We start from the raw sequence: 26,315 nt of genomic DNA on the forward strand, positions 1-26,315 counted from the left end.
ATGAAGTCATAGTAGGTAGAAATACCGAAGGACTGAAACGTTTATAGAGTGCGAATCGCTATAAGCAATGTTTGGATAGTCCGAAAATGAGGATAGCCTAGAACTGTGAATCGTAAGCACAGATGGTGAAAGTAGTGGGGATGTTTCCAAATCGATTTACAAGTAGAAGGAGGAGCAGCAAATGAAATTAATGGAAAAGATTTTAAGTGAAGAGAATTTGCAAAAGGCAATCAAAAAGGTCAAACAAAACAAGGGAGCACCTGGAATGGATAAGATGACAGTGCAAGAAGTCGAACAAGGGTTTGGACAATATCAAGAAGAAATTGTTTCCTTGATAATGAACAAGCAATATCGACCCATGCCAGTGAAAAGAGTCTATATTCCAAAACCAAATGGAAAACAAAGACCATTAGGAATACCAACCGTTGTTGACCGAGTTATCCAACAAGCTATTCTACAAGAACTCACAAAAATCTATGAGCCTATATTCAGTGAACATAGTTTTGGATTTCGACCAAGGCGAAGTGCACATATGGCAATGGAAGAAGTGTTAAATAACTTAAATGATGAATACGAATGGATAGTTGATTTGGATATTGAAAAATTCTTTGATACCGTAAATCATGACAAATTAATTTCAATCTTAAGAGAGAATGTCAATGACGCAACAACATTACATTTGATAAGAGCCTATCTAAGAGCAGGTGTGTTAGAGGATGGACTCGTCAAAAGTACTACGGTTGGCACACCTCAAGGAGGACCAATTAGCGTTATTTTATCAAATATCTATTTAGATAAATTGGATAAAGAGCTAGAGTCTAGAAACCTTAAATTTGTAAGATACGCCGATGACTGTATGATCTTCGTCAAAAGCGAAATGAGTGCGAACCGTGTAATGAAGTCAGTGACATCATGGCTAGAGAGAAAACTATTCTTGAAAGTGAGTGCAACAAAGACAAAAGTCGTCCGCCCAACGAAAGGGCAATTCCTAGGATTTACCTTTTATAAGAATGGACAAGATTGGAAATGCGTACCTACGAAAGATAGAAAGAAACGACTGTATTCTAAGATTAAAACATTGATGAAGAGAAAACATGCCATATCAAGACCGCTGGCAGTTACATTTGCGAAAGTAAATCAAACTGTAAGAGGTTGGATAAACTATTTTAAGATAGGTAGCATTAAAATGTTTCTTGATGAATTTGGGCAATGGCTACGCCATAAGGTACGATGTATCATCATCAAGCAATGGAAGAAACCAAAGACGATATATAGAAATCTAATGAAGCTAAATATAGTGAGCAAATGTAAGTTTAGCGAAGAAGATATCTATAAGTGTGCTAACACGAGATTAGGGTGGTATAAAAGAAGTGGGATGAATATCGTAAACTTTACATTATCACCAAAAGTTTTAGGCATAAAGAAAGGGGACAGACCAGGTTTAGTCAATCCCCTAGAATACTATCTTAAGAGTTTGTGATTCGATATAAATGTAGAGCCGTATACGAGACCCGTACGTACGGTTCAATGAGAGGGGCGAAAGTTAAAACTTTCCCTCTACTCTATTATTCTTCCCAATCATATACTGGATATCCTGATCCTTCAAATTCATAATATTGCGGATACCGTTCCTTGTAGGCATCGACTTCTGCTCGTGCCAGATCCGGATAATTGGTAATCAGTCCGCTGACGCCCATATCCAGGTAGTTTCTCATTTTATCATAGTCATCCACGGTCCAGACATACACCGGCATCCAGGCCCGTCCCGCCTGTTCGAGAAAGCTCACCGAAATCTGACTTTCCTCCACAGCCAGAAAATCAATATTCCAGTTCCAAATTCGATAGTCCATTTCGCCGGCTGTTCCATAAACACAATATCCAATCCACCATTGCGGACGAAGCCGCTGCAGGATCTGTACTGCTTCGTAGTCGATCGACATAAAAATAGCCCGCGATACAAAATCTTCTTTTTCCACGACATCAATAATTTTCTCAGCCATTTCTTTTTGATTGCCGTTTACAGGTTTCAATTCAATTAACAACCCGGTTTCCTCTTCCCAGGTTTTCATCGCCGCGATCAGCTGCTGCAGCGTTGGAATTTTCCCTAACTTACCATCGGTATCCGTCAATGTCAGCGCCTGCAGCTGTTCCACTGTCAAATCCGCAACTTTTTTATTCACTCCCGCTAACCGTGACAACGTTGCATCATGGAAAACGACCGGAATCCCATCAGCACTCAGCTGGATGTCAATTTCCGCATAATCCGCCTGAGCGATAGCCGCCTGGCGAACGCTTTCAATCGTATTTTCCAGGGCATAAATGGATCCGCGGTGACCGATTGACCAGGGCTGATGTTCACGGGATAAAGGGCGAAGATAGAGATCAGCGCTGTACAGCACGGTTAAAATCATCAGTATCCGGATTAGCCAAGGATGCCGCTGCACAATCCGTCGCCGGCTTAACCAGCCATGAATTTTTTGATAGACCCAATCCAGCTTGCTGAAAGTCGTCAAATGCAGCTTCTGCACCATATATCCTAAAAGATACAGCACGCCGACGATAAGAATGATTGGCAATAGAACAGAGATGAAATCAGGAAAGACTGCGGAAAGGAAAAAGTATAAGATAAAGACCGCTGTCAGACCGCTGAGCCAGGGATGACGATGAATCCATTGATGGAAGCCCTCCCAGGATTTTACTTTCTGAACACTCGCTGCGGTTACTCCGCGAACACGCTGAACAGCTTCATTGAGTTTCTCCGCTTCTTCGCTTTCCGGTTCTTCTTCCAGCATAACCACGCCCTGTGCAGAAACCAGACGAACCAGAAAATACAGAAATGCCAGACTCATCAAGAAAAAGCCGAACTGAATTAATAATGACTGCGTTAAATAGAGGCGAAAGGTTGGCGACATAATTAAATTTTTCAAAAAAAAGCGATTGAAATCAGAGTTGATCAGCAATGCCTTTGGCAGGAAGTTGACGATCAGCCATTCCGCCAAAAACCAAACGCCGCATCCTAGCGCCAGCTTAGTCTTTGCCTTGTTGGTCAGCTGCTTCCAAATCTGAATATTTTTACGAACAGCCTGGCTGAGTTTCAAACGTTGAAAGATCATCAACAACGGCACAAAGATCAGAACAATACCGGCACCATACAGACAAATCCAAAAAGCACCGACGAGCATCCGGCCTCCGGCTGTCAGCTGTAATTCGCCGATGACAAAGTCTGGTACACGCAGCCGCGGAATCAGCGAATTGATATAAACCAGATGGACAGCGGGCAGAAACAGGGCATAATACAAGGTGCATAAAGGCAGCTGCAGATTGCGGATTCCTTTTAATGAGAATACAGACTGTCGGCAGGCTTCACGAATAGAGAGCGATTCTTGACGTTGGCCTTTGTCAATCAGATGAAGGATAACGCCCAATTCAAAAACAATCAGTCCCGTACCGACCAGCATATAAAACAATGCCAGCAAAATACCAGGCACCGATAAAAATCCCATTACAATCTCGGAGTTAAAGGTCATTCCTGAACGAGCCCGACTGAGATAAAGACGAAGCAGCTGTCCCAACAACGGATTGACAAACAAATATAAACAAATTCGATAAATAATTTCAAACTGAATAATTTTTCCCAGCCACGGACACTTCTTTCTCATTATTGGAATCTCCTTTAAGCTGTCTTATTATACCACGTTTGCTTTTAAAGATTTCAATCAGATCCATTTTCCGATAAAAAGGGATCCTTCATTCTTAGATTGATTATTGAAATGACATCATGTGACAAAAAAAACGTCAGCTTATTTACTGACGTTAAAGAAGCGAGAAAGGATTGGGGTTTCTGCAGAAATTGACAATCCTTTTTTTGATCATTCAGCATTTTTCATATTGCTTCCGAAATCCATTCTCAGGCTTTCTCAGACTGTGCAGCGAAATTGATTTCAGCTTGATCTGCCAATCTGTCCAACATGGCGGATTGATTAGGCCTGGGATAATTCCTGTATGACATTCAAAAATTCCCGCCGGGTATCAGCGCTTAAGGTATCCTGCAGCGATTCATAAGTCATTCCATCAAAGGAGGGGCCTGCAACATAATGACTGTATCCCTGCGAATAACAAATCAGAGCACTGCGGCCTGGAATCGTGGCGGTATTGTATTCGCTAAAAAGTTCAAATTCGCTAAAAATCAAACGGAAAGGACCAATCTTCCAGGCTGTAAACGTTGTTTCGTGACGCAGTTTTTCCGGATGAGCCAGGTTCTCGCGGCTTCGTTCTATCCCATATTGCAGCGTGATGCGTTCCCGCTCACTGTAATACTCAGGGATCACAAGCTCCGAGGGATCTTTCAGCTCATGATTCAGCTTAACAAGGCGTTCGCTGTAACCCAACTCGACTGGAAATAAAGGGGCTGGTTTATTTAACAGACGATCAAATTCTTCAGCCATCCAAAAACCGAATTGTTCCATCTGTGCAGGTGTTTGTTCCTTACGGGTAAACCGGGTACTGACATCGCCTGCCGCTGACTGCAGAAACGAAAAGAATTCATCCGGATACTGTGCATCCAGCTGCCGCATGGCATAGCCTGGGTATTCTGAAGTGAAGAAGGGTGTATCCCCATTCAGTGATGTAGGATGACAGTTATAAATCAACAGAGAAGCAATCCGTTTTTCATTTTCATAAAAACACAGCGCATGCGCAAAAATTTGATCCGTTGTCCAATGACTGATGCGGCTTTGGCCAATTCGGGTAAACGGTTCAGCCACATAGCTGCACGTCAGCTCAGCCTCACGCAGGGTCAGCGGAATTAAGGCTTCACACACCTGATCCCGCACCTGATTGCGATAGCTTTCTACCCGCATGTCCGGCGCAAAATGGGTATGCGTCCCGCTGATGATGACATACGTCGCAAGGCCCCAGGCTTGTTCCAAACGCTCGCGAACATCCTGGACTAAGGTGATCGGTGCCTGCAGGGAATCCAAAGCGATATGCACATAACGGCTGCCGTTCTGTTCCAGCACGAGGATCCGCGCATACAGCGGATCACGCACAGTGTCCAAGGGCTGAACCTGCTGCGCAAAACCCGCCGCCCGTATCGGTTCACGAGGATTGATGTTGAGTTTAACTGTTTGAATTTTCATTCTTTTCCTCCCGGATTTTCTCCTTTTTTCCTTTCAGTTTTCCTTCCAGCTTACGCGGCTTTTCCCGTTTCAGGCCGCCCGGCCGGGAAATCCTGAAAATAACGCCATTATTAAGATTTTCAGCTTCCGCCCGATAACCATACGTTGTGCAGACACGGTAGACAATCGACAATCCGAGTCCGAATTTCCCATCCGTGCCTTTTTCATACGGTTTAAACAGTTTGCTTAAACGTTCTTCACTCATAAGCGGTCCGTCATTCGCCACGGTCAGTTCTTTTTCATTCAATGTGATTACAATTTCATGCGTAGCATAACGAATGGAGTTATCCAGCAGATTTTCAACAACGACACGCCATGGATCCTCTTCGCCATGGAAATAAATCTTTTCCAGCTGAGTTGAAATTTCCAGCTCGGGCCGAATCACTTTTAAGGAAAGAATCGCTTTGTTGATCACAGCGCTCATATCCAGCGTATCCCCTGCCATCCCATCATCCGTCAGATAGCCCAGTTTGTTCAGCATGATCAAGCTGTACACTTTCTTTTCCAGACGATCGGCGTGTTCAATGATCACATCTACGCTCTTCTCCAGCGTTTCATACGGATAGATCCCGTCTTTGATGCTTTCGCCATAGGATTTAATCGTTGCGATCGGTGTTTTCAGATCATGCGAGATATTCTGAATCATTTCTTCCTTAATCTTTTCCTGCTTATCCAGCTCTTCTTTCATCGCGACTAGGGCCTGCGCCACCTGTCCGATTTCATCCCGCCTTTCGATATGCAGCTCGGCTTCCTCACCGCGGCTGACCTTTTCAATGTAATTACGGATTTGATTCAGCGGATGAATCAGCGAGCTGATCCACAGCATCAGGCAGACAAACAACAGAGAAACGACCAGCACATTGAGATTGATGACACTGTTCAGCAGCATATTTTTAAAATCACTGCGATAACTGTCGCTCATTAACGAAATTAAGATCGTGTGCGAATCCAATCGTGCCAGCGAATAAAAGTACGTCTTGCGATCCTGCACATAGGCTCGATCAGCAACCTCCTGAGCCAATCCATCCCCTTCTTCCAGCAGATGGGAAATCAGCTGCGGATCCAGCGATGTAGTGCCAATTTTGGAAAACTGCCGTGTTTCCTTATCGTAAAACAGGTGAATAATGCTGGGATCTGTATTCTCGGCAATTTCCTCAATATCCATATTCATCGAATAGTTGAAAGCAATATTGTTCTGTGCCCGATGCAGCATACTGTACATTTGCTTTTCAACAAATTCATTCACATTTTCCGACAGATAAACGAAGAAAAACACGGTGAAGACGGTGACGACCAGGAAGATCAGCGTCAGCAGCTGCTGGGACAGCGACAGCTCTTTGAGCCAGATACGTAATCGTTTCATTTATCCCAGCCGATATCCGAACCCGTAAATCGTATGGATACTCAAATTCGGCATCTTTTTCCGCAGCCGCCGCAGCGTATCATCCACGACCCGATCCGAGCCAAAATAATTGACATCCCAAACCTGTTCAAGTATCTGTTCACGTAAAAACGCGGTTCCCTTATTTTTAACAAACAGCATTAACAGATCGAACTCTTTCGTTGTCAAATCCAGTTCGCGGCCTTTTTCAAAGACGAGCCGTTGAGCTTCATCAATTTCATAACCATCAACCACAATCCGATTCGCGTCTTCCTTATAGGTTCGCTTCATAATGTTATTGATCCGCAATACAAGCTCTTTCGGTGAGAAGGGCTTAGTAATGTAATCATCACTGCCTTTTTCCAAACCGATGATGCGGTCGAACTCCTTATCCCGCGCTGACATGAAAACCACCGGCACTTCCGGAGACTGCATGCGGATTTCTTCAATCAGATCAAAACCGCTTTTATCATCAAGCATAATATCCAGAATCCAGCAATGAACATCATCGTCCGAGGTATGGGCAGAAGCTTCCTCATAGGTCAAATAAGAACGGACTTCATAGCCTTCCTTTTCCAAGTATCGCTTGACCAGTTCATTGAGATCTTTTTCATCTTCCACAATCGCTATTACTTTCTTCACTTGCATCTCACCCCACGTTTCCATTGTATCAAATTTAACCCTGGAAATCCATGAAACCCGAAACGGGATCGGAATAAAAAGAAAACGAAGCCGGTCTTTACCGTTTCTTCGCTTTAAAAATAATCATCATCGGACGATGCCGTTCTTCTTCCATTTTCGGTACTTCGCGGATCAATTCTGTCGTTGGCTGCGGCTCCTGAATATCCTCCAGTTCAAAGCCATTGTGGATCAGCGCCTGCACGATCGTCGTCAGGGAATGATGATATTTCACAACTGGCGCCCCTAAGAAGATTGAATCCCGTCTTCCATCAAGAAAGTAACGCGTAACCGGCCATACTGGATCTGGATCGGAAGTTTGATCAAGCCATTGCTGACTGCCTTCAGCTGTAAAAATCGGATGTTCCATCGAAAAGATGAATTCTCCGCCTGGCCGCAGGGTTTTCGCAATCTGTTGAAACAAGGCGTTCAGGTTTTCAATATAATGCAGCGTCAGCGAGCTCAGAACCACGTCAAAACTTTCGCTTGGATAAGCATAGTCTTCAAGCGCTCCCTGCTGATATTCGATTCCTTCCAGCTGATTGATCGTGCGGGCCTGCTCCAGCATTTTCTCTGACAGATCCATTCCCAAGACTGAAACCGCACCGTTTTCCATCGCATATCGGCAATGCCAGCCATAACCGCAGCCTAGATCCAGAACCTGTTTATTTGTGAAATCCGGAAGCATAGCCTGCAGCACCGGCCATTCGCCAGCCCCTGCCAAGCCTTTCTCCGATCTGCTCATATGACTGTATTTTTCAAAAAAATCCTGATCATCATAGCGATTCTCTTTCATAATTTATCCTTCTTTCCTTTCCTGTCAGCGAATTTAACGCTGCTTTAGTCCTTCTTTATTTTATCTCGATCATTCCTGAAAAGCGATGTTTTTTTTGCATTAGATCTTCTTGGTCAAGACAGCATCAAGAGCATTATGAACTATGTTTCTTAAGAAAAAGGAACACCGCGCAGCAGCATTCCTTTTCATCTTTTTTTCTTCGATCACAAACCGGATTGTTCAATCAGATCGACAACACGGTAAACATAGTGGTGACACAGCTCATCGCTTTCGGCTTCAACCATCACACGAACCAGCGGTTCAGTTCCGGATGGACGAACAAGAATCCGTCCGTTGCCCTGCAGCTCTTCATTGATCGCCGCAACTTCTTTCACAATCGGATCAGCCTGCATCGCCGCTTCCTTATCTTTCACCGGTACGTTGATCAGCAGCTGCGGATAAATTTTCAGGCCATCCTTGAGCTCCACAATCCCCTTGCCGGTTTTGTGCATAACTTCCAACAGCTTTAACGCCGTCAGCAAGCCATCCCCCGTCGTCGCATGTTCCTTGAAGATAATGTGTCCGGACTGTTCGCCGCCGAGCATGTAATCCTTCTTCACCATACATTCGTAGACGTATTTATCTCCCACCTGTGTGGATTCGGTTGCAATGCCAAGCTGTTCCATAGCTTTAAAGAATCCCAAATTGGCCATCACGGTGCTGACTACGGTATTGCCGCGCAGATGCCCGGCTTCCTTCAAATACTTGCCGCAGATATACAGCACATAGTCGCCGTCGATCAACTCACCATTCGGATCCACCGCGATCAGACGATCAGCATCGCCGTCAAACGCCAAGCCTAAATCGAAGATTCCGCTTTTCATCAGTTCCTGCAATGAACCCGGATGCGTGGATCCGCATTGCGTGTTGATGTTAATGCCGTTGGGTTCGCTGTGAATGACTGTGCAGTGGGCGCCCATGCGCCGCAGCAGCTTCTCCGCGGTTGTGGTCGCCGAGCCGTTAGCGAGATCCAAAGCCAGATGGAACGATTCAAGACGGAAGTCAAACAGGGATTCCATCCAATCCAAATAATGCTCCAGCCCTTCGTCATAACGCACGATCTGACCAATCTTATCACCGCTGACCAGCGGAATTTCCGTCAAGCCGTCGATATAGTCTTCAATCAATCCCTCGATCTCTGCCGAGAGCTTAATCCCTGCCTGCGAAAAAACTTTGATTCCGTTGTCATAGTACGGATTATGGCTGGCGGAGATCATCACGCCGCAGCTGAATTGTTCACGTTTTACCAAATAGGCCACGCTGGGTGTCGGACAGGTTCCCAACAAATACACATCCGCACCGCTGGCGGAAGCTCCGGCCGCTATCGCATTTTCAAACATCCCGGAAGATAAACGCGTGTCCTTGCCGACCAGAATCCGGCCTTTTCCGGTTTTGGAGAAATAATATCCCAAATACCGTCCGACTTGGAAGGCACGCTGCACATCCAATGTTTCATTGGCTTTGCCGCGAATGCCGTCAGTTCCAAAATAACGTCCCATTAATTCGTCCCTCCATCACTGTCATTATCGTCTGACGCTGCGGAATTGCTTGGATCCGTAACGTTGACGGTCAAGGATGCCTGCTGCAGGGTGTACTTCACATAGGTTCCAGTATCCTGATTGACCTGTAATGTCACTTCCTGTTCCCCTGGCTGCAGATCCTTCATATCAAAATATACATAAATGTCGCTGGCGGTGATTTTATCAACATTGGCCTGCGTTCCATAAACGGTAACGCTGACCGCAATCTGGTCATCTTTGGTCTGAACGTTGTAACGTTTAGTATTGTTGATGGCATTGATCGCAACGTTGTCGATGGTTTTGGATACGGCATCGCCCAGCTTGATGTCCATATTGACGCGTGCTGGATTGATCTGGCGAACACCCGTTGGCAGTGTGATCGTCTGATACATCTTGGTATCGGAGGTTAGCTTCGTCGCATCCAGCTGAACTGAAACCTTATCGAGCTTATCCAGTACAGACTGCTGCGCATAAATTTTAACCGAGGAATGATCGAAAATGATCTCCTCAATCGCCTTACCGTCTGGAATCTCGCCCTGCAGTTCTACCGCAACAGGTACATCCTTGCTTGGCGAAGTAACTTTGACATTGACCTTTACCGTGCTTGGAATGATATCTGCTTTAACCGGTGTTCCTGTCTGATCGTAAGCGACCAATACAGCATCCTGTTCAAAATCAGCGGTTTTGCCGGAAACATCGATCAGCGCTTTTACAAACGCGATGCTGTCAAGCGTATCAGAAGCCGCACGAACATTAACCTTGGTCGCTTCAAACTGCGGATCTCCCAGGATGTAAATGTTGTCAAGCTTGTCGGTATTGATAAAATCATAACTCAGATCAAACTGTGTCGTGACTTTTTTCTTGATCGTAACCAAAGCTGTAGACGGTTCCAGTTTGACATTGACCCGTTCGGAGAAATCCTTTGGCTGCAGCTTCACCTGGTAGGTTCCTTCGGTCAGACCCGAAAGATCGGCGACAACGCTGTAATTTTTCTGTGTCCGGACTAACTGGACATCCGACATTTCACCCATGACATAGGCCGCAGCTTCGCTGGGCAGACCGGAAATTTCAAACATATCGGAATTGTAATTGATGGTGACCGGAACAGATGGGATCTCATGGACACTCTGGATGTTGTTGGATAAGCTGGTGTCGGTGTAATTGACAGTCAGATACAGCAGCACAGCCAAGGCCAGAGAAACGACTTTGCCATACCGCGGATTAAACAGGATCCGATCAATCCAGGAACTTAACCAGCGTACACCTTTAAACAATCCGTCTTCAATCGTAGCGTAAGTCTTTACAACTTTTTTGCTTTGGCGGGCGATTTTGTTTGCCAGCTCCAGCTTGGACTCGGAATCCTTCATCTGCGGATTCTGTCTAGGATCGTTATTCTTCATGCTTGTCACTTCCTTCCTGATCGGCGGAGTTCACCGCTTCTTCCAGGGAGTGTTCACTGACTTCCTCGGAAGCGCTAAATTCCAGCTTGACATCATCAATCGGGGAATGATTTTGATTTTCTGCAGTGATGTCGGCGGAGGCCGCATCTGTTTTCACAGCGGCTTCCGTATTTTCATTTTCAGTAGTCGTCTTTTCTTCTTCCGACTTCTTCTTAGTACGCTTAGCCTTAGTTTCGGCAGGATCTTCCGTTTCCTTTGGCTTCTTGGCCCGCGCCGTTTTCTTCTTGGTCTTCGTTTCTTCTTCGCTTGAAGCCGTTTTAATTTCAAGAACCTCGGTTACCGCCGGCTGAACCCGCTCCTCTGCTTTCTCAGTGACGGCCTCGGCCTGCGCCTGCTTTTCTGCTTCCTGAGCAGCGATCTGCTGCTCTAAAATTTCCGGTTCCTCAAACATCGAAGAAGACGGCGCTTTCTTCTTTTTCTTTTTCGGCAGCTTGATATTTTCTTCTTCTTTTTCAAGCTCGCTCAGCCGATCCGGAGTTTCGGCGTCCTTCTTTTTATTAAAGATTCCGGTAAACAGATTGCCTTTATGGTCCGCAGGTTTTTTCTGAACTTCAGCGGTTTCTGTACCGTCCTGCTTCTTGACCGCAATCTTGTTCAGCAGGCCTTTTTCATTCTTCTTTGTTTCAATTTCTTTCTCTACAACCAGCTGCGGTTCATCGATAACAAAATAAGATTTTCGAGTTTCCTTCTTCGGTGCTTTTTCACGAACCACCGTTTCCTCATTGCAGACAACACGCAGCAGATAATCGCGCAGTTCCTTCTTCGAGACGGTTGTGATTTGTCCGCCTTCCGCAATCGAAATATTCCCGGTTTCTTCAGAAACAACAATCGTTACTGAGTCCGTAATTTCACTGATGCCGATCGCTGCCCGGTGACGTGCGCCGTAACGCGACGGCAGTTCCTGATTGGTCGGCGGGAAATAGGCGCTCGCACAGGCCAGGCGGTCACCCTGAATGATGACTGCGCCGTCATGCAGCGGCGTCGATGTAACGAAAATTGAAGTCAAAAGTTCTGCGGTAACCATGGAATTCATCGGCGTTCCCGTTTTGACATAATCATTCAGCGAATGAGATTGTTCCAGAGAGATCAGAGCGCCGGTCTGATCCTTTGACAAAATCATCACGGCTTTCACTAATTCATCTACCAAATGCTCCTTCTCGTTTCCAGAAAGCGTGGAAATCCGTGAGAAAACATTGGATTTCCCCAGCTTTTCCAATAAGGATCGGATTTCCGGCTGGAAGATGATAATGACGGCGATAAATCCCCACGAAACAAACATATCGGCAATCCAGCCGACAGTATTGAGCCCAAAGACATTGGCAATGGCTTTAATGATGAGAATCAGGACAATTCCCTTAAATATCTGAATCGTTCGTGAATTATTCCGAACGATTTTTATTGTGTAATAAAGTAGCAGCCACATGATCAGGATGTCAAAAAACATCCGGGTGTAGTTTAGGATCGACTGAATGGTAGTGTAATAATTAACCATTGGTGAATCCTCCTTTCATTGAATTATTATAGCACAGTTCTAAAAGCCTTGAAAACTGAAATTGCCTGAAACCCCGCGCGCTTGTTTCATCTATTTTCAGCAGGCTGATCCCACAGTCTACAAATTTCCTGCCGATTCTTTGTTTTTGAAGTTGATCCTGTGACAATCGTCAAGCTCCAAAGAAAAACACAGATCCGCCGGGAGTCTGTGTCGTCATGGCTGCTTATTTTGCAGCAGCAGGGTTTGCGGAACGGTGCCTTCAAAGCGCAGAGCTTCATCGTCAAGACTGAGCACGCTGATCTGCAACCCCTCCATCTTATCTAAAATTGTTTTTAAATTTTTATTCACAGCGGTATTCGTGGATTGAATTAAAGCGGATGGCAGATCGACACCCGCCAGACTGATCCGCTGCAGATCCACAGTGATTTCATCCTGCTGAGCGGACAGCTTGGCCTCCACCGCAACACGGCAGCCTTTCGCCAGATTCAGCAATCCGCCGTATTCCTTGAGTTTGGGAAACAGCTGAACCAGCGCTTCCGGATCATTGACGGTCACCTCCAGCACCGCTTCGTTGCCGTTTTCCAGCGTAAGCTTAGGATTGGAAAGCCAATCTCCCACCGCGGCACTCAACAGTTCGCTAAGCTGCTGCCCGGTTAAATTCAGCTGCAGCTGCTGTGTTCCCTGAGCCGTAAACTGACCCTTGGCGATCTGCGTCAGCTGACTGATCAACAGTTCACCCTCCGGCAAAATATTGGACAATTCCGGCGGCAATGAAGCGGTCGGTGCGGTATTGGGAGCCGGCAAGGCCGATGGGGCAGGACGGCGGCTCCAATAAGCCCCCAGCGCAAGCGAACCGGTTATGACGATCATCACCCAGCACAAGGCCAGAAGAACATTGAATATCCGTGATGTTGGTTTCATTATACGGCTCCTTTCTATCCAGAAGTATGCTCGGCAGCGCCCTTTTTATCCTCAAACTGCAGTTTGAATTTCAAAAGATGGAAAAACTGGGACGGTTGCGGTACAATAAACAGGAAATGAGGTTAGTTTGATGGATAAACAATGGACAACTCTGCGGACGCAGGGAAAAGAAATCACCTTGATCGGCACGGCGCATGTTTCCAAAGTCAGCGCTCAGGAAGTCAAGGAAGCACTGGAGGAAATTCATCCTGACAGCATCTGCATCGAACTGGATGAAGATCGCTACCAGTCGCTGCTGCATCCCGGGCAATGGGAACAAACCGATATCGTACAGGTCATTAAGCAGAAAAAAACAGGATTTCTGCTCGCTAATATTATTCTAAGCTCGTACCAGAAGAAAATTGCCAAAAAAATGGATATCAGCGCGGGAGCGGAAATGCTGCAGGGCATCCAAAGCGCCAAAGAATTAAACGCTGAGCTGGTTCTGGCAGACCGGCGAATTCAAACGACATTTTCGCGGATCTGGCGCAAACACAGCTTCTGGCAGAAATGCAAACTGCTGACCAGCATCATCTTCTCCTTGTTTGATGATGAGGATATTACCGAAGCGGACCTGGAACAGCTCAAGCAAAGTGATATGCTGGAAAGCGCGCTGAAAGAAGTCGGCGACAGCTTCCCGGTTGTGGCTGAAGTACTGATCCATGAACGGGATCAATATCTCGCCGCCAAAATTGCCCAGACTCAGGGGCCCAAAATTGTTGCTGTGCTGGGAGCCGCTCATGTTCCGGGTGTCGCGGCGCAGATCGAAAGCGGAAATCTGGCGGATCTGAAGGAACTGGATTCGTTACCCCCCAAATCGATTTGGGGGAAAGTGATCGGCTGGGGCATTCCGATTGCGATCATCGTTGTGATTGTGGCTACTTTTCTGAATTCGCACAGCGCAGGCTGGGAACAAATTCAGAGCTGGATTCTGTGGAACGGAACATTATCCGCCCTTGGCACGCTCTTGGCCGGCGGTCATGTGCTCTCGATTCTCACGGCCTTCATCGCCGCGCCGATCACCTCGCTCAATCCGTTATTGGCTGCCGGCTGGTTCGCAGGCCTAGTCGAAGCGTCCGTGCGCAAACCGAAAGTCAAGGACTTTGAAAATCTGACCGAGGATGTCAATACGGTAAAAGGCATGTGGAAAAATCGGGTAACACGGATTCTGTTAGTCGTGATCCTTGCCAACGTTTTCAGTTCATTGGGCACCTTCATCGGCGGCACAGACATTATCAAAACTTTCTTGGAAACCGTATTTGGATAAGATGCGGTTTTTTTATTGTTATCAGTGAATCTATACTTTGAATTTTCGAATTCTTTCTAATTATAAATACGAAGCCGTTCGCATAAATATAGAATAGAAAATGCTTCTTTTGATCCTCTGCTGAGCGAACTGGCAGTTTAATACAAGGGAATGCTTTTCGGAAAGGATGTTACATCATGAAATCATTTGCGTATATTTCCTCCTGCGCTCCGGGTCAAATTGTAAATTTGTTGGCAGGAGCCCGTCCGAATTTTTCCCAGCTGCTAAGAAGTTCTCTGACCCGAGGGGAATTATCGGACATCCAGCCATGGCTGCAGCAGGATCCCACTCATTGTCCCATCGGCCCCGAATTGATTTTGACTCCCTGCGAAGATTGGATCACGTTAATCCGAACATTCTGGCGCCGCTTTCAGATTCCCGGAAGGCCGGAAGGTTGGTTCGCCGGAGCCGTTTTGCAGGATCATGCTGCACAGAAGGCAGAGTATTTCTTTCAGCTATTAAACCTGCTGGGATTGTCAGAGGATCCAATCCAGAACGCTCAGCATTATGTACTCGCGGAAATTCCGCGGCGGATCACAGATCAGCCAGTCACGATGACAGAGAAGCAAAAAGCATTGTGCCGCACCCGCTTGAAAACACAAAGCGAGGCATGGAAAGCCTCCGTGAAGGACAAAGATGAGCCTTCCCAATTGAGTTCCTTGCTGGACTGGATGGCTCAGACAGCCGGCACCCATGTACTGGATCAGCTGCTTCTCGGTGATTGTGTATATCAAGTCTTTGTCTATAATGATGAAAATTATCAAACTGTCTGTCAAGCTATGGATTATTCCGGATGGACTGGAACCAGCGCGTTAAGTTTCCGCTTTTTCACATCTTCCGCCTATTGCGAATACCCTGGACGCGTTTGCTTACTTTCAGGTCATCCCGTATTGGAGCAGGTTCGCTCTCAGCTTGCTGATCCCCTTTATTCAGTTTCAGAATCCTTATTTTCCGTACTGCTGAACCGCTCTGTTCAGCAAACTTTATGTTCCGCCGATCAGGTTTGTTGTTGCGGTTTTACCGCTGAACCGCTTGCCGATTGGATTGAAAATGACCCCGAGCTGAACAAAATCTGCAGTCAGTTCACCATTCAGAGCAGCATTGCACGCTTTGGCTTGTCCCTGGCAGGCCCGGCATGGAATGAAGAACCTGAACCTCTGCCTGACTATCGAAAGCTCTATGCCGATTTTTTGCCGGAGTCTGTACCCGTTATGCGTTCGCCTTACACCAGCCGGGCTGCCATGGTCATCCATTTGAACGACGAATTGGATCAAAGTACGATGAATCCTCAGGATCTGCGCCATCTTGTGCTGACAGCCGACGTCTTGGTCATCGATCGGGATCTTGATTTATCCTGCTGTGAAGATTTGTTGTTCAGCTGCCGCCGCTTCCTTTGTCCGACGACGGCTGTCACAATAACCGTCAGCCCTTCTGGATTTAAGCAATTTAATCTGTATTGTCTGCAGATGTGCGGTACGCTGATCCTTAACGACCCCTCCGATCCGGAACATCACCAAATCGTTTTCGGAGACTGGGCTTCCCAGCTTAGCCCTGACAAGGAAGCCGTGAGCTATACAACATTTTTCCGCGGTCATTTTCCAACGGCTGTATTTCTGAACCCTCAAGAAACACAGCGAATCCGCTGGCAGAAGCAATCGCTTCAAAACGGCCTTCAGACCTTACTTTTAAGCGCCTCGGTTCCAGTTCATATCCAGAACTATACCGATGAAACACGACCAACCGCAGTGGAAGCTTGGCATTGCCTGGAATGGATACGCACCTATGCAGGACAGTATCTGAATGAAATAGAGAGTCGGCAGGAAAAACCAAATGAAACCATGAGCTGGCTGTTTGCTGAAGCCGTCACCTTGATCCGCGGCAGCCATGACCCATCCGATCCTACGCCTTACCTTAGTGTTGTTCCTGCACTGAGATATACCGCTTATCAAAAAACCGTTGATCGTCTGTTGGTCCTCAGCCGTGATCTTCAAGCCCAGCTGAATCTAGCTGAACAGCGAATTGATGCCTTTCAAGCAGAACTGCGTCGAAGCTACAAAGAAGCCGAACGAGATGAAAATCTGCGCCAAATCGCTCAGTTCATGATTAACCAAAATACCGCCTTAGCCCAAAAAGAAGCCGATATGAGCGCTGCTTACAGTCAGATCATTCATTCTCAAGAAAATCTCATCCAAACGCTCTCCCTCCGCAAGGGTGAAATTTTATCCCAGTACAGCAGCTATGAAAAAGAGCTGAAAACCAAAAAGGAAGTTTTGGATACAGCGATTGAAAAAAACCTGGAGGCTGAGCGAGCCAAGGCTTCCATGGAATTCATCTTCAGCCTTACTGAGGCGCTGCTCGGCATCGTTTCTGGTTCCTTTAACTTTGCCTTGCTTGACAGCGAAACAACGGATATCGCCAAAACCGCAAAGAAATGGGACGCTTTTCTGAAATATGCCGGTGAGATCAACAAGATTATTTCACTCAGTGAATCCTTGGCTGATTATGTATCGAAAATCAACGATTTGGATAAGTTGACAATTGACGCTGCCATACCGACAGAGCAAGACTGGAAAGCATTTTTGTATGCCTGTGAAGTGAAGCTGTCCACCTGCCGCAGCCTGATTCCAATAGAAACTGGGGACTATCTGAACGTCATAAAAAAACTGATCGATACTGCCTCCGCACTGAACTCAGCAGTCGATCAGATTGCCGGGGCCCAGCGTGAAATCTTTTACCAGCAGGCAATGCAGAAGGTATCCGATGCTCAGCAAATCCGGCTTGAGGCTTTATCTCTGGAGCTGAATTCCCCGAATTGGAAGCCGGAAGAGTCCATCTTGTTGGATCTTGGACAGCTGGAGGGTTCGCTGCAGCAGCGTCAGACCCGCGCCCTGCTGATGATCAGTGAATTAGTCCGGCTCCAGGATGATTCGATGACCTATCACTATTTAAGCCAGCCGACCCCGATTCTCCGGTATGATTTGTTGTCAGTAGAGGAAACGCTGGCAGCCCAGGCCGCTTCAGCTCTCAAAGCCTTGGACAATTATCCATATCCACCGACCGATCTGGGACCTGTCGATGTTGTCTTTGCGGATTTGCCTGTATCTCAACTGCTTAGTGATGACGGCGTTTTGATCGAACCTTCGATGAATGAGGGGCTATTCCGCAATCTGGCGCGAGTTCGCATTCACGCCATGGATTTACGGATTGACGGTCTGACCACGGCCTCCGGCCGCTGTCATATTTTCATCGAAACGTTAAGCGATCCGATGCTGGATCGAGGACTTCGCCAGGAAACGCTCAGTTATCGAATGATTTCCCGTCGCTGGGTCGTTATCTACGATATTGCAACCGGAAGAACGATCATGGATACTCACCCTGCACAGGAATGGGGGCAATATTTCACTAAACCAACGCCATTTCAGAAAATGCGGATTCGCCTGGCTCAAGCGGAGGACAACCGCGATGCATCCATTCCAACAGAAACCACGTCTGTCCGGCTTAGTCTGATGCTGGAAGCCTGTCCCAGCTACCGCAGTCACTGGCCAGTGAATCCGCTGGCTCTCAATAAGGAGGAAAATCAAATGAGGAAAAATGCAGAAGAACCTTTTGTCGCCAAACTGAAGGGTTTGTCGATTACCGACGGATGGGATGTTGTCAGCTTCGTTTCTTTAGCTAAGATCAATAAGCTTTGGGCCGAACGCTGGACAGCCGAACAGAATCCGGAGTTTTCTGAATATCGTCAGTTTCTGCAGCACATTGAATGCCATATGGAAGAAACACCGGTCTTCTCGACCCTGAGCTATGATCTGAAAGCCGATCTGGGCGCGCCCTTGTTGACCTTCCGAGATCAGAAAGCAGATGTTCGGATCCCGATTCTCGCTGGTACATTGACGATCACCGAAACCGGAAGCAGCGGAAGTCAGAGTCAATCCTATTCATTTTCTCAAGATCCTAAACAGCCTGCCGCTTTAGTCACGCAGGTAGAGCTTAAGGAACTCAGCGGCTCTGTGCATGAAAAATCAGTCGCTATTCAGATCAATCAAGGAGCTTTCCTGTTAGAAAATTTTACGATTTCTAAAATCATAGACGTGAAATTAGCAAATATGATTACGACTTTCTTTAAAAAAGAAAATATTCCGCCTTGGGTTCTCGGCAGTCTGCGGTTAGATACGGATATTCCTTTTCTCAAACCGACGCAGTTCTTCTTTCGAACTTATACGAGTTCAGATCTCTATGAAAAGACGGAGGCTCATGTCGATGTTTTGGCCTTGTATATCTTAACCGTCAGCCCAGCGGTTCCCGCTTTCGGCATGCGGCGCACTTGGCCCAAAAACACCTGGGTTGTCACGGAAGCGCAGGACGCCGCCGTGTATTTCTCAGCGGATTTGTTCTGGAATAAAGAAATTCAGCCAGCCTTAACGCGAGATATCGGACCTTGCAAAGTAACGACCACTTCGCTTCCGCAGATTAGCTGGCAGGCCCAATTTACTGATTCACGGGTCGTTTATGACAATACGGCTGACATCAAAGAAGGCTTTGAGGCGCGCGGTAATTACCGTATTGTTAAAGAACATGCCATTGTCAACTTTCCAATGGACAGCATCACAGTGGATCTGACGCTGGATTCAATCTGCACCCACTGCAATGCAGCTTGGGATGACTCGTTTCCTTATCAGGGAAGAACCGTACTGCCGGATCCGGATTGTCCGGATGCAGCCTTGAACGTAGAGTGGGATTCTGTTCATTTCACTTGTTCTTATGATGCCAGTACGCAGGCCGTCATCGACCCTGACACCTTTGTTATTACTTTTGAGCCGATTCAGGCCGCCGATCCGCAGGTGAAGGCAACCTATCCCACCAAACGCCCATGGTATATCAGTTCCGGCACCGTCAGCGAGGATATCGTCAAAGCCGCAAAAAAAGAAATCACCGATAAACTGAAAGCACCCAAGATTAACTTATCGGCCATGCCAATGTTTGCCGTCAGCAATCTTTTATTTCCTGAAGGCAAGGTCATGGAACCCCAAGCCGTTTATTTTCCGAATGATCTAGTGATTGTCGGTACGGGAGCGATTCCTCAGACGATAGCGCTGAAGCGGCTGCAGTCGGGAAAGGCAAAATAACCTCGGATTGATCGACATTCAGCTTTTAAATACTTCCTTTTCTGATTTCATCGAGTGCCGGTTAATCCCCGGCACTGTTTCTGTACAGGTTCTTGCAGCTAACTTATGAATGAGGGTTGATTTCTGTTATTTTGTCCATACTAAGAAAGAATAGAAATGCTCAGAGGTGACAGGATATGCAGAAATCATACTGGCAGAAGCAGCGCCTGCAATGGGAAGCAGCGCAGCTGAATGAAGATCAGGAAACCGACATCGCAATTGTCGGAGGCGGGTTAACCGGCTTGTTATGCGCCTGGCTGCTGAAAGACAGCGGCCGGCACGTTACCGTCGTTGAAAAACGGCGCTTTCTGGAAAACAACTCCGTGCGCAACACCGGCAAGGTCAGCGCACTGCACGGGGCGTTTTATCATACGCTGCCTGCCGAATTAGCTCAGTCGGTGTATGAAATCAATCGGCGGGCTGTTGATCAATACGAACAGTTGATTCAAGCTGCGGAGATTCAGTGCGGCTGGCAGCGGACAGCGGCTGTACTGGCAGCCCAGAGTGAGGAAGGAACCGCGATCTTGAAGCAGGAAAAAGCTGCGCTGAATGCCATCGGCGCGCAGCTGACAGATCCGCCGGCATGGGGTCTTCCCTTTCAGCAGCAGGATCAAGTGGCCTTAGCCCAACAAGCTTTGCTTGATCCCTGGCTGTTTCAAAAGGGATTGTTGGAAGCCTTAAAAGATAAAGTGACACTTTATGAGGAATCCCCGATCATTGAAATTCAGGATCATTGCCTGATCAGCGACGGCAGCTATGTTTTACGATTTCAAGATTTGATTCTAACCACTCAGTTTCCCGCCTTTGACCGGCTGCAGCTGTATGCGGCACGGTTTCATTACCAGCGTGAAGCGATTGCGGCCTTTCGCTGTGATCCGGCATTGAACGGCCTGCTTCTCAATACTGTCGATCCGAGTGAAGCTTTATCGCTGCGGTTTGCACAAAAAGAAAACGAACCGGCTTTGCTTTTAGCCGGCCCCGCCATCGGAATTCATCATTATCCAAAAGATCCTTACGCTCAGCTTTTACAAACCGCAAAAACGTTGGATGTTCATCAGCCGCTGGCGTGCTGGACAGCCCAGGATTTAATTCCACGCCATCATCTGCCGTTTATCGGTCAGATTCAGGATCATTTCTGGGTTGCGACAGGTTATTCCAAATGGGGTTATACTTGGGCTATGACTGCCGCTGAGATGATCTGTTCCCAGCTGCAGGATGCAGCCTATGTTATTCCTGATTACCTGCGGGCCCGACGCAAGGGAGATCTGTTCAGTCTGTATACCTTGGGCAATGCCGGAACACTAACCGAAGCGTTTTTCAAAGACCGATTCTCTGTCAGTCCTGATGGCGAACCGCTCCGCACCGGAAGTGTCGTACGCCTGCACGGCCGCCGTTACGGGGTTGTCATTCCTGAACAAGGGCTGGAATTCATGGTGGATCTGACCTGCCCACATATGGGATGTCCGCTGCATTACAATCCTGCAGATCAAACTTGGGACTGCCCCTGCCATGGTTCCCGCTTCACCCTGGACGGCCGCAGTCTTTACTCCCCTTCCAATGTTTCGCTGCAGCATTATCCGGGAATCAACAGCCTGCATCCCAATCTGAAATAACAATCCTTCCGATTCTTGACTTTCTTTGATTCCTATACAAAAAAGGGCAGGTACTGAGAAACTTCAGTCCTGTCCTTCTTCTATTTTAATTTCAATACTGGGCGCTTATTTCCACAAATCAAATGGGTACAGCCCCTGGTCTTTGTATTCTTTCAAACACTGCATGACATACGGCTTATCTTCTTTATAAGTAACGCCGAACCAGCGATCGTTGGATGTCAGCACTTTTACCGTACAGGCCTTGCGCTCTAACAGCGTACCGATCGCAGTCGGGATGACATGTTCGCACTTCATCGGATTTTCAACAATTCCCTTACGGATAAATTCTTCAAAAATCGGTTCGCACTGATCAAAGATTTTTGGCGTAAAGCCCCAGAAATTCATCGAGACCACCGCACCCTTTTCAATCGGTTCCCAAGTCTTTCCATCATCCTGAGTCAGCTTCGCATGATCGCCGTCCTTCGCAATTTTCGGGCATTCCACGATCTTCTGCAAGAAGCCGTTTTCATCCCGTTCACAGATAGCGCGGGAAACTGTGCCATGATCGGTCAGGGTATTTTCCAGCACATAGCCGACCATTCCATATTCGCCGTCCTTCACTTCGTTGGACAGGAAATTATAAATTACGCGGAAAGCGTCCTTGCCATAGTAATCATCGGCATTGATGATCGCAAACGGAGCATCCAGATGACGGCAGGCCAGTAACGCATGCGTCGTTCCCCACGGCTTCTCCCGGCCTTCTGGAACCGTAATCCCTGCCGGCACATCAGCCAGATCCTGATAAGCAAATTCCACTTCCATATGCTTGGATACTTTGTCGGTCAGATTTTTACGGAAAGCTTCCTCATGTTCTTTGCGGATGATCAGCACGACCTTGTCGAAGCCGGCTTCATGAGCATCGTAAATCGAGAAGTCAATGATCGGCTCGCCATTGCTGCCAACCGCATCAATCTGCTTCAGTCCGCCGTAGCGGCTGCCCATACCGGCGGCCAGAATGACTAAAACTGGTTTTTTCATCTTATTTCTAATCTCCTTTTTTATCTTTCGTTGGTTTCATTATATCATGCTTTTCACAGTTTGAGACACCGATTTGGCACAGGCTTGAAATCCCTTACGGCCAGATCAACCCCCTTCGCTTTAAAAAGAGTCAAGACTTATATTTCAGCGCCGACTCCCGCTTTGAATCGGCCCCTTAAGAAAGCCAATCGGGTGAATTGTCTGATCTTGTTTGGGATTGAAATGGGTCAGTGGTTTATCCAGCAGCAAGCTGCAGCGCTGGATTTTCTCAAAGCCAAACCGGCGGCGAATTCCGTCGACGGTCTTTTCCAGTTGCAGTAATGACTGACGCTGTTGTTCATCAGCGAACAAATCCAACTGTTCCCCGGTCTGATCTGAACTTAGATCAAACACGCTGATCCCGATACTGCGCAGCGGCAGCGCGTTCTGCCAGGCTTGACGCAAAAGGATTTCGGCTTCCTGCAGAATTTCTTCCGCCAGCTGCGTCGGTCGGGAACGCTGATGCTGCCGAGTCCAGCGATAGAGATGGATATCCCGCAGCCCCAGCGCTATGCCTTTGCCTTTTAGCCCCTGATCCCTTAGACGCGAAGCTACCGATTCCGCCAACACTCTTAATACCAGCACCGCTTCTTCATGGGTATGCAGATCATGAACTGCCGTAACACTGTTGCCGACCGATTTCACTGGAATCGCCTCGTTGCTCAAAGCGACTTCGCTGATATCCTCGCCCAGCGCAAACCAATGCAGCATTTCCCCCACTTTGCCGAAATGACGGCGCATAAACTGCCGATCCTGAGCCGCCAGATCACCGATCGTCAGAATTCCCCATGCCTGCAGCTTTTTCTGGGTTGCGGCTCCGACATAAAATAATTCCCGCACGGATAACGGATAGATTTTTTCCTGAAAATTTGTCCGGTTCACGGTCACAAATCCGCTGGGCTTCACAAAATCTGAAGCCATCTTGGCAAAAATTTTATTGAACGATAATCCGATCGAGATCGTTAATCCCAGTTCAGTATAGACGCGCTGCTGGATCGTCTGCGCGATCTGTTGTGCGGGGCCAAACAGGCGCTGCGAATCTGTCAGATCCAGCCAGGCTTCATCCAGTCCATATTCTTCAACCCGATCCGTATATTGTCGGTAAATCGCTTTAACCTGATCGGTAATCTGCTGATAGCGATGGTAATCCGGCGGTAGAATAAGCAGCTGGGGACATTTCATCCGTGCTTCATCCAAAGTTTCACCTGTTTGAATTTTATATTTCTTGGCATGCAGATTCTTTGCAAGAATGATTCCATGCCGTTCTTCCTGACTGCCGCCGACAGCCATCGGCTGCTTTTTCAGCTCAGGATTCAGCATTTCTTCGATTTGCGCATAACAATGGTTAATATCACTGTGAACAATCGCCCGTTCCATATCGATCACCTCTGCCTTGAATTTTACAAGAATAATATTCAAGTTATGTTCTTGACATTCTACCTGGTGAATGTTATGTCACGCTTTCCAGTTTCTGGTGATTCGTGAAACAAAAGAAAATCCCGGTGAAATGGCAGTCATTTCCGGGATTATCTATCTTGAAAGATGATCTTATTTATCTTTAGAATTCATTTTCTTTAATTCATATAAAATCATCCCCGCTAGCACACATAAAGGAACACAACCAGCATTCATTAGACTAAGATAGAAAGAGGCCAACGAGCAAATAACGGTTAAAACAATAACACGTAGTTTCATAAACAAACCTCAACTTTCCAATTTTCGTCATTATTGAAACTCATCAAGGATAAAAAGTCTGCAAAAAGTAAGATTAGTATTTTTTCATCATTGAGTCATCTTCTTTTTATTTTATAATGGCATTATATCAGTTGTTTAATAAAAATAATATTTTAACAGAATGAATTAGCAAAAATTTTATTGAAGAATAATCTGATCGAGATTGTTAATCCCAGTTCAGTATAGACTCGCTGCTGGATCGTTTGCGCGATTCTTGCATGGAACCAAACAGTCGCTGCAAATCTGTCAGATCCAGCCAGACTTCATCCAAAATTTCACCTGTTTGAATTTTATATTTCTTGGCATGCAGATTCTTTGCAAGAATGATTCCTTGCCGTTCTTCCTGACTGCCGCCGACGGCCATCGGCTGCCTTTTCAGCTCAGGGTTCAGCATTTCTTCGATTTGCGCATAACAATAGTTAATATCACTGTGGACAATCGTTCTTCCATATACAAAAGAAAATTCCGGGGAAATGGCAGTCATTTCCAGGATCTATTCCATTCCGAGCAATATTTGTTTGGGATTCAGTTTCATGATGATTCCAGCGGTAAACATTAGACTTAAAAGTATCACCACAAGTCCGCAGCCCACTGTGCTCACAATGACATGAAACTCCACTTTCATTTGAAATTCATCGAACACCTCCTGTTGGTTCAGTTCAGTGAAATAGGAATTCGTTGGTTCAAATTCAAATTCGGTAACAAATTCCTGTTCGTCAACGACCGATAAATCCAGAATCCTCTGCCCTAAGGACGGAAGAACAACAAACGATAGACTAGCAGCGATCACCAGCCCGATCATCATTTCCATCAATAATTCCAAGTAGAATTGAATGATTATCGAAATACGGCGAGTACCGAGAGCCAATAAGGAACCAATTTCAATTTGACGTTTTTTCACAAACAAAGCGGTAACAGTCGTTAAAATAAGCACGGCGTTGATCATGACAATTCCAAGCAAGGTCTTGGCAAAGAAAGTAATCACATTTAGAGGTTGTTCAACACGTTCAAGAACTTCATTATTGGTATTCAGCTTATAAACTGGGGAAACCCAGAAGTTAGCTAGTTGTTTAAATTCACTCATGAAATCGATGTTCTTCAATAAAATCACAGGATTTTCATGCCCTACATTAAAATCTTCTTTTTCGCCGGCTTCCCCGCCATCGTCCAATGCTAAAATGGATGCATATCCGACAGTTCTCACAATTTCCTCCAACGTTGATCCTGGAACTAAAATTTGATTTTCAGCTCGATTTCGATCCACGCTCACTTCATTCTTATCTTTGTTCTCATAGATTCCAATAATTTCAAACGTTGTTCTGCACTCTTCCGGCTTTAAGTAAACTGCGGCGGAATCGTCAAACTCACACCATTCAATTTCGATTGTATCCCCCAGCGTCAGCTGATTTTCCTGCGCCAGCCCCTGCTCGATTACCGCCACCTGCGCGAAATTTCGTACTTCTTCTTCATTATAAAAACGTCCTTCTTTCATCACATAGGAATCTGTATGAAATTCGACCATATCGGGCTTCCCATTTCCAAGTAGCTGCACATTTCGTTTCGTCTGGGATAAACCACTTTTCTCAGAAGCAACGCTTTTAAAATCCAAACTTGTCCCCGTGTTCGAAACAAGATAATTACTGGTTAAAATCAAATCATTATCGAACAATGCAGCTAGGCTTTTTTTTGCTTTACGCTGCTTCTCAAAGCTATCCTCGCTCTCTAAGGTTCGCAAATAATCAAGGTTCATCTCCAGGATAATCACGGGATTCATTTTGTTTTTTGCCCTCTGTATCGCTTGAGAACCTGCCGTCTGCATACTAAATCCAATGAAGATGAGGAAACTGATTAAAGCAAATAACAAACTGATCAAAACAGATCGCGAAGGAACTCGGATAACAGCACGCAATGCCCGTGAAATCACGCCCATGTTTTTTTTCC

Annotated in this window: 17 protein-coding genes; 4 read left to right on the forward strand and 13 right to left on the reverse strand. The window is 46.5% G+C overall.

The window, feature by feature from the left end; translation table 11 throughout:
* The first annotated feature begins 181 nt into the window (after window positions 1-181).
* Window positions 182-1,480 carry a group II intron reverse transcriptase/maturase gene (gene ltrA, locus MCG46_RS14000; protein ID WP_240276617.1) on the forward strand — a complete coding sequence of 433 codons (1,299 nt, stop codon included), beginning with the start codon at window positions 182-184 and terminating at the stop codon, window positions 1,478-1,480.
* Between the two features lie 85 nt (window positions 1,481-1,565).
* Here the strand turns inward: ltrA and MCG46_RS14005 are convergent, their stop codons facing one another.
* From MCG46_RS14005 to MCG46_RS14045, 9 genes are all read right to left on the reverse strand, one after another.
* A complete protein-coding gene (locus MCG46_RS14005; protein WP_240280524.1) occupies window positions 1,566-3,659 on the reverse strand; it encodes a glycerophosphodiester phosphodiesterase in 2,094 nt (697 codons plus the stop codon).
* A gap of 321 nt (window positions 3,660-3,980) precedes the next feature.
* On the reverse strand, window positions 3,981-5,138 hold the full coding sequence (locus tag MCG46_RS14010; RefSeq protein WP_240280525.1) for a hypothetical protein: 1,158 nt from the start codon (window positions 5,136-5,138) through the stop codon (window positions 3,981-3,983).
* Entirely contained in the window at window positions 5,119-6,540 is a 1,422-nt protein-coding gene (locus MCG46_RS14015) for a HAMP domain-containing sensor histidine kinase (protein WP_020224325.1), read from the reverse strand. Before MCG46_RS14015 ends, MCG46_RS14010 begins: the two co-directional genes overlap by 20 nt.
* Window positions 6,541-7,200, reverse strand: a complete 660-nt coding sequence (locus MCG46_RS14020; protein WP_039865455.1) for a response regulator transcription factor — start codon at window positions 7,198-7,200, stop codon at window positions 6,541-6,543.
* A 97-nt stretch (window positions 7,201-7,297) separates the two neighbouring features.
* Window positions 7,298-8,032 carry a class I SAM-dependent methyltransferase gene (locus MCG46_RS14025; RefSeq protein ID WP_240280526.1) on the reverse strand — a complete coding sequence of 245 codons (735 nt, stop codon included), beginning with the start codon at window positions 8,030-8,032 and terminating at the stop codon, window positions 7,298-7,300.
* A gap of 203 nt (window positions 8,033-8,235) precedes the next feature.
* Window positions 8,236-9,570 carry a phosphoglucosamine mutase gene (gene glmM, locus MCG46_RS14030; RefSeq protein ID WP_240280527.1) on the reverse strand — a complete coding sequence of 445 codons (1,335 nt, stop codon included), beginning with the start codon at window positions 9,568-9,570 and terminating at the stop codon, window positions 8,236-8,238.
* A complete protein-coding gene (locus MCG46_RS14035) occupies window positions 9,570-10,991 on the reverse strand; it encodes a CdaR family protein (RefSeq protein WP_020224329.1) in 1,422 nt (473 codons plus the stop codon). The genes glmM and MCG46_RS14035 overlap by 1 nt, the downstream gene beginning before the upstream one ends.
* The gene (gene cdaA / locus MCG46_RS14040; RefSeq protein ID WP_154238630.1) at window positions 10,981-12,543 is read right to left on the reverse strand and encodes a diadenylate cyclase CdaA; all 1,563 of its coding nucleotides are present in this window, start codon (window positions 12,541-12,543) and stop codon (window positions 10,981-10,983) included. The genes MCG46_RS14035 and cdaA overlap by 11 nt, the downstream gene beginning before the upstream one ends.
* Window positions 12,544-12,756: 213 nt before the next feature.
* Window positions 12,757-13,464 carry a hypothetical protein gene (locus tag MCG46_RS14045; protein WP_240280528.1) on the reverse strand — a complete coding sequence of 236 codons (708 nt, stop codon included), beginning with the start codon at window positions 13,462-13,464 and terminating at the stop codon, window positions 12,757-12,759.
* Window positions 13,465-13,594: 130 nt separating this feature from the next.
* On the opposite strand from MCG46_RS14045, the gene MCG46_RS14050 reads away from it, so the two are divergent.
* The 3 genes from MCG46_RS14050 (at window position 13,595) to MCG46_RS14060 (ending at window position 21,584) form a co-directional block, all read left to right on the forward strand.
* Entirely contained in the window at window positions 13,595-14,770 is a 1,176-nt protein-coding gene (locus MCG46_RS14050; RefSeq protein WP_240280529.1) for a TraB/GumN family protein, read from the forward strand.
* A 176-nt stretch (window positions 14,771-14,946) separates the two neighbouring features.
* Window positions 14,947-19,932: a hypothetical protein gene (locus MCG46_RS14055; protein WP_240280530.1), complete on the forward strand. Its 4,986-nt coding sequence runs from the start codon at window positions 14,947-14,949 to the stop codon at window positions 19,930-19,932.
* Window positions 19,933-20,108: 176 nt separating this feature from the next.
* Entirely contained in the window at window positions 20,109-21,584 is a 1,476-nt protein-coding gene (locus MCG46_RS14060; protein ID WP_240280531.1) for an FAD-dependent oxidoreductase, read from the forward strand.
* Window positions 21,585-21,689: 105 nt separating this feature from the next.
* Here the strand turns inward: MCG46_RS14060 and MCG46_RS14065 are convergent, their stop codons facing one another.
* The 4 genes from MCG46_RS14065 to MCG46_RS14080 all read right to left on the reverse strand — a co-directional run bounded on the left by MCG46_RS14065 (window position 21,690) and on the right by MCG46_RS14080 (window position 26,304).
* Window positions 21,690-22,601 carry a nucleotidyltransferase family protein gene (locus tag MCG46_RS14065; RefSeq protein WP_240280532.1) on the reverse strand — a complete coding sequence of 304 codons (912 nt, stop codon included), beginning with the start codon at window positions 22,599-22,601 and terminating at the stop codon, window positions 21,690-21,692.
* Between the two features lie 144 nt (window positions 22,602-22,745).
* On the reverse strand, window positions 22,746-24,017 hold the full coding sequence (gene dinB, locus MCG46_RS14070; protein WP_275890982.1) for a DNA polymerase IV: 1,272 nt from the start codon (window positions 24,015-24,017) through the stop codon (window positions 22,746-22,748).
* Window positions 24,018-24,540: 523 nt separating this feature from the next.
* Window positions 24,541-24,858, reverse strand: a complete 318-nt coding sequence (locus MCG46_RS14075) for a hypothetical protein (protein ID WP_240280533.1) — start codon at window positions 24,856-24,858, stop codon at window positions 24,541-24,543.
* Window positions 24,859-24,867: 9 nt separating this feature from the next.
* On the reverse strand, window positions 24,868-26,304 hold the full coding sequence (locus MCG46_RS14080; protein ID WP_240280534.1) for an ABC transporter permease: 1,437 nt from the start codon (window positions 26,302-26,304) through the stop codon (window positions 24,868-24,870).
* Window positions 26,305-26,315 lie beyond the last annotated feature (11 nt).

It is taken from the genome of Holdemania massiliensis (assembly GCF_022440805.1).
In the GTDB taxonomy this organism is placed as follows: Bacteria; Bacillota_I; Bacilli_A; order Erysipelotrichales; family Erysipelotrichaceae; genus Holdemania; species Holdemania massiliensis_A.

Coding starts and splice junctions, on each gene's coding strand:
- MCG46_RS14080 (WP_240280534.1), bottom strand. CDS start 26,304: ATGGGCGTGATTTCACGGGCATTGCGTGCTGTTATCCGAGTTCCTTCG.
- MCG46_RS14045 (WP_240280528.1), bottom strand. CDS start 13,464: ATGAAACCAACATCACGGATATTCAATGTTCTTCTGGCCTTGTGCTGG.
- dinB (WP_275890982.1), bottom strand. CDS start 24,017: ATGGAACGGGCGATTGTTCACAGTGATATTAACCATTGTTATGCGCAA.
- MCG46_RS14075 (WP_240280533.1), bottom strand. CDS start 24,858: ATGACTGCCATTTCCCCGGAATTTTCTTTTGTATATGGAAGAACGATT.
- MCG46_RS14010 (WP_240280525.1), bottom strand. CDS start 5,138: ATGAAAATTCAAACAGTTAAACTCAACATCAATCCTCGTGAACCGATA.
- MCG46_RS14060 (WP_240280531.1), top strand. CDS start 20,109: ATGCAGAAATCATACTGGCAGAAGCAGCGCCTGCAATGGGAAGCAGCG.
- ltrA (WP_240276617.1), top strand. CDS start 182: ATGAAATTAATGGAAAAGATTTTAAGTGAAGAGAATTTGCAAAAGGCA.
- MCG46_RS14050 (WP_240280529.1), top strand. CDS start 13,595: ATGGATAAACAATGGACAACTCTGCGGACGCAGGGAAAAGAAATCACC.
- glmM (WP_240280527.1), bottom strand. CDS start 9,570: ATGGGACGTTATTTTGGAACTGACGGCATTCGCGGCAAAGCCAATGAA.
- MCG46_RS14065 (WP_240280532.1), bottom strand. CDS start 22,601: ATGAAAAAACCAGTTTTAGTCATTCTGGCCGCCGGTATGGGCAGCCGC.
- MCG46_RS14005 (WP_240280524.1), bottom strand. CDS start 3,659: ATGAGAAAGAAGTGTCCGTGGCTGGGAAAAATTATTCAGTTTGAAATT.
- MCG46_RS14035 (WP_020224329.1), bottom strand. CDS start 10,991: ATGAAGAATAACGATCCTAGACAGAATCCGCAGATGAAGGATTCCGAG.
- MCG46_RS14025 (WP_240280526.1), bottom strand. CDS start 8,032: ATGAAAGAGAATCGCTATGATGATCAGGATTTTTTTGAAAAATACAGT.
- MCG46_RS14055 (WP_240280530.1), top strand. CDS start 14,947: ATGAAATCATTTGCGTATATTTCCTCCTGCGCTCCGGGTCAAATTGTA.
- MCG46_RS14015 (WP_020224325.1), bottom strand. CDS start 6,540: ATGAAACGATTACGTATCTGGCTCAAAGAGCTGTCGCTGTCCCAGCAG.
- cdaA (WP_154238630.1), bottom strand. CDS start 12,543: ATGGTTAATTATTACACTACCATTCAGTCGATCCTAAACTACACCCGG.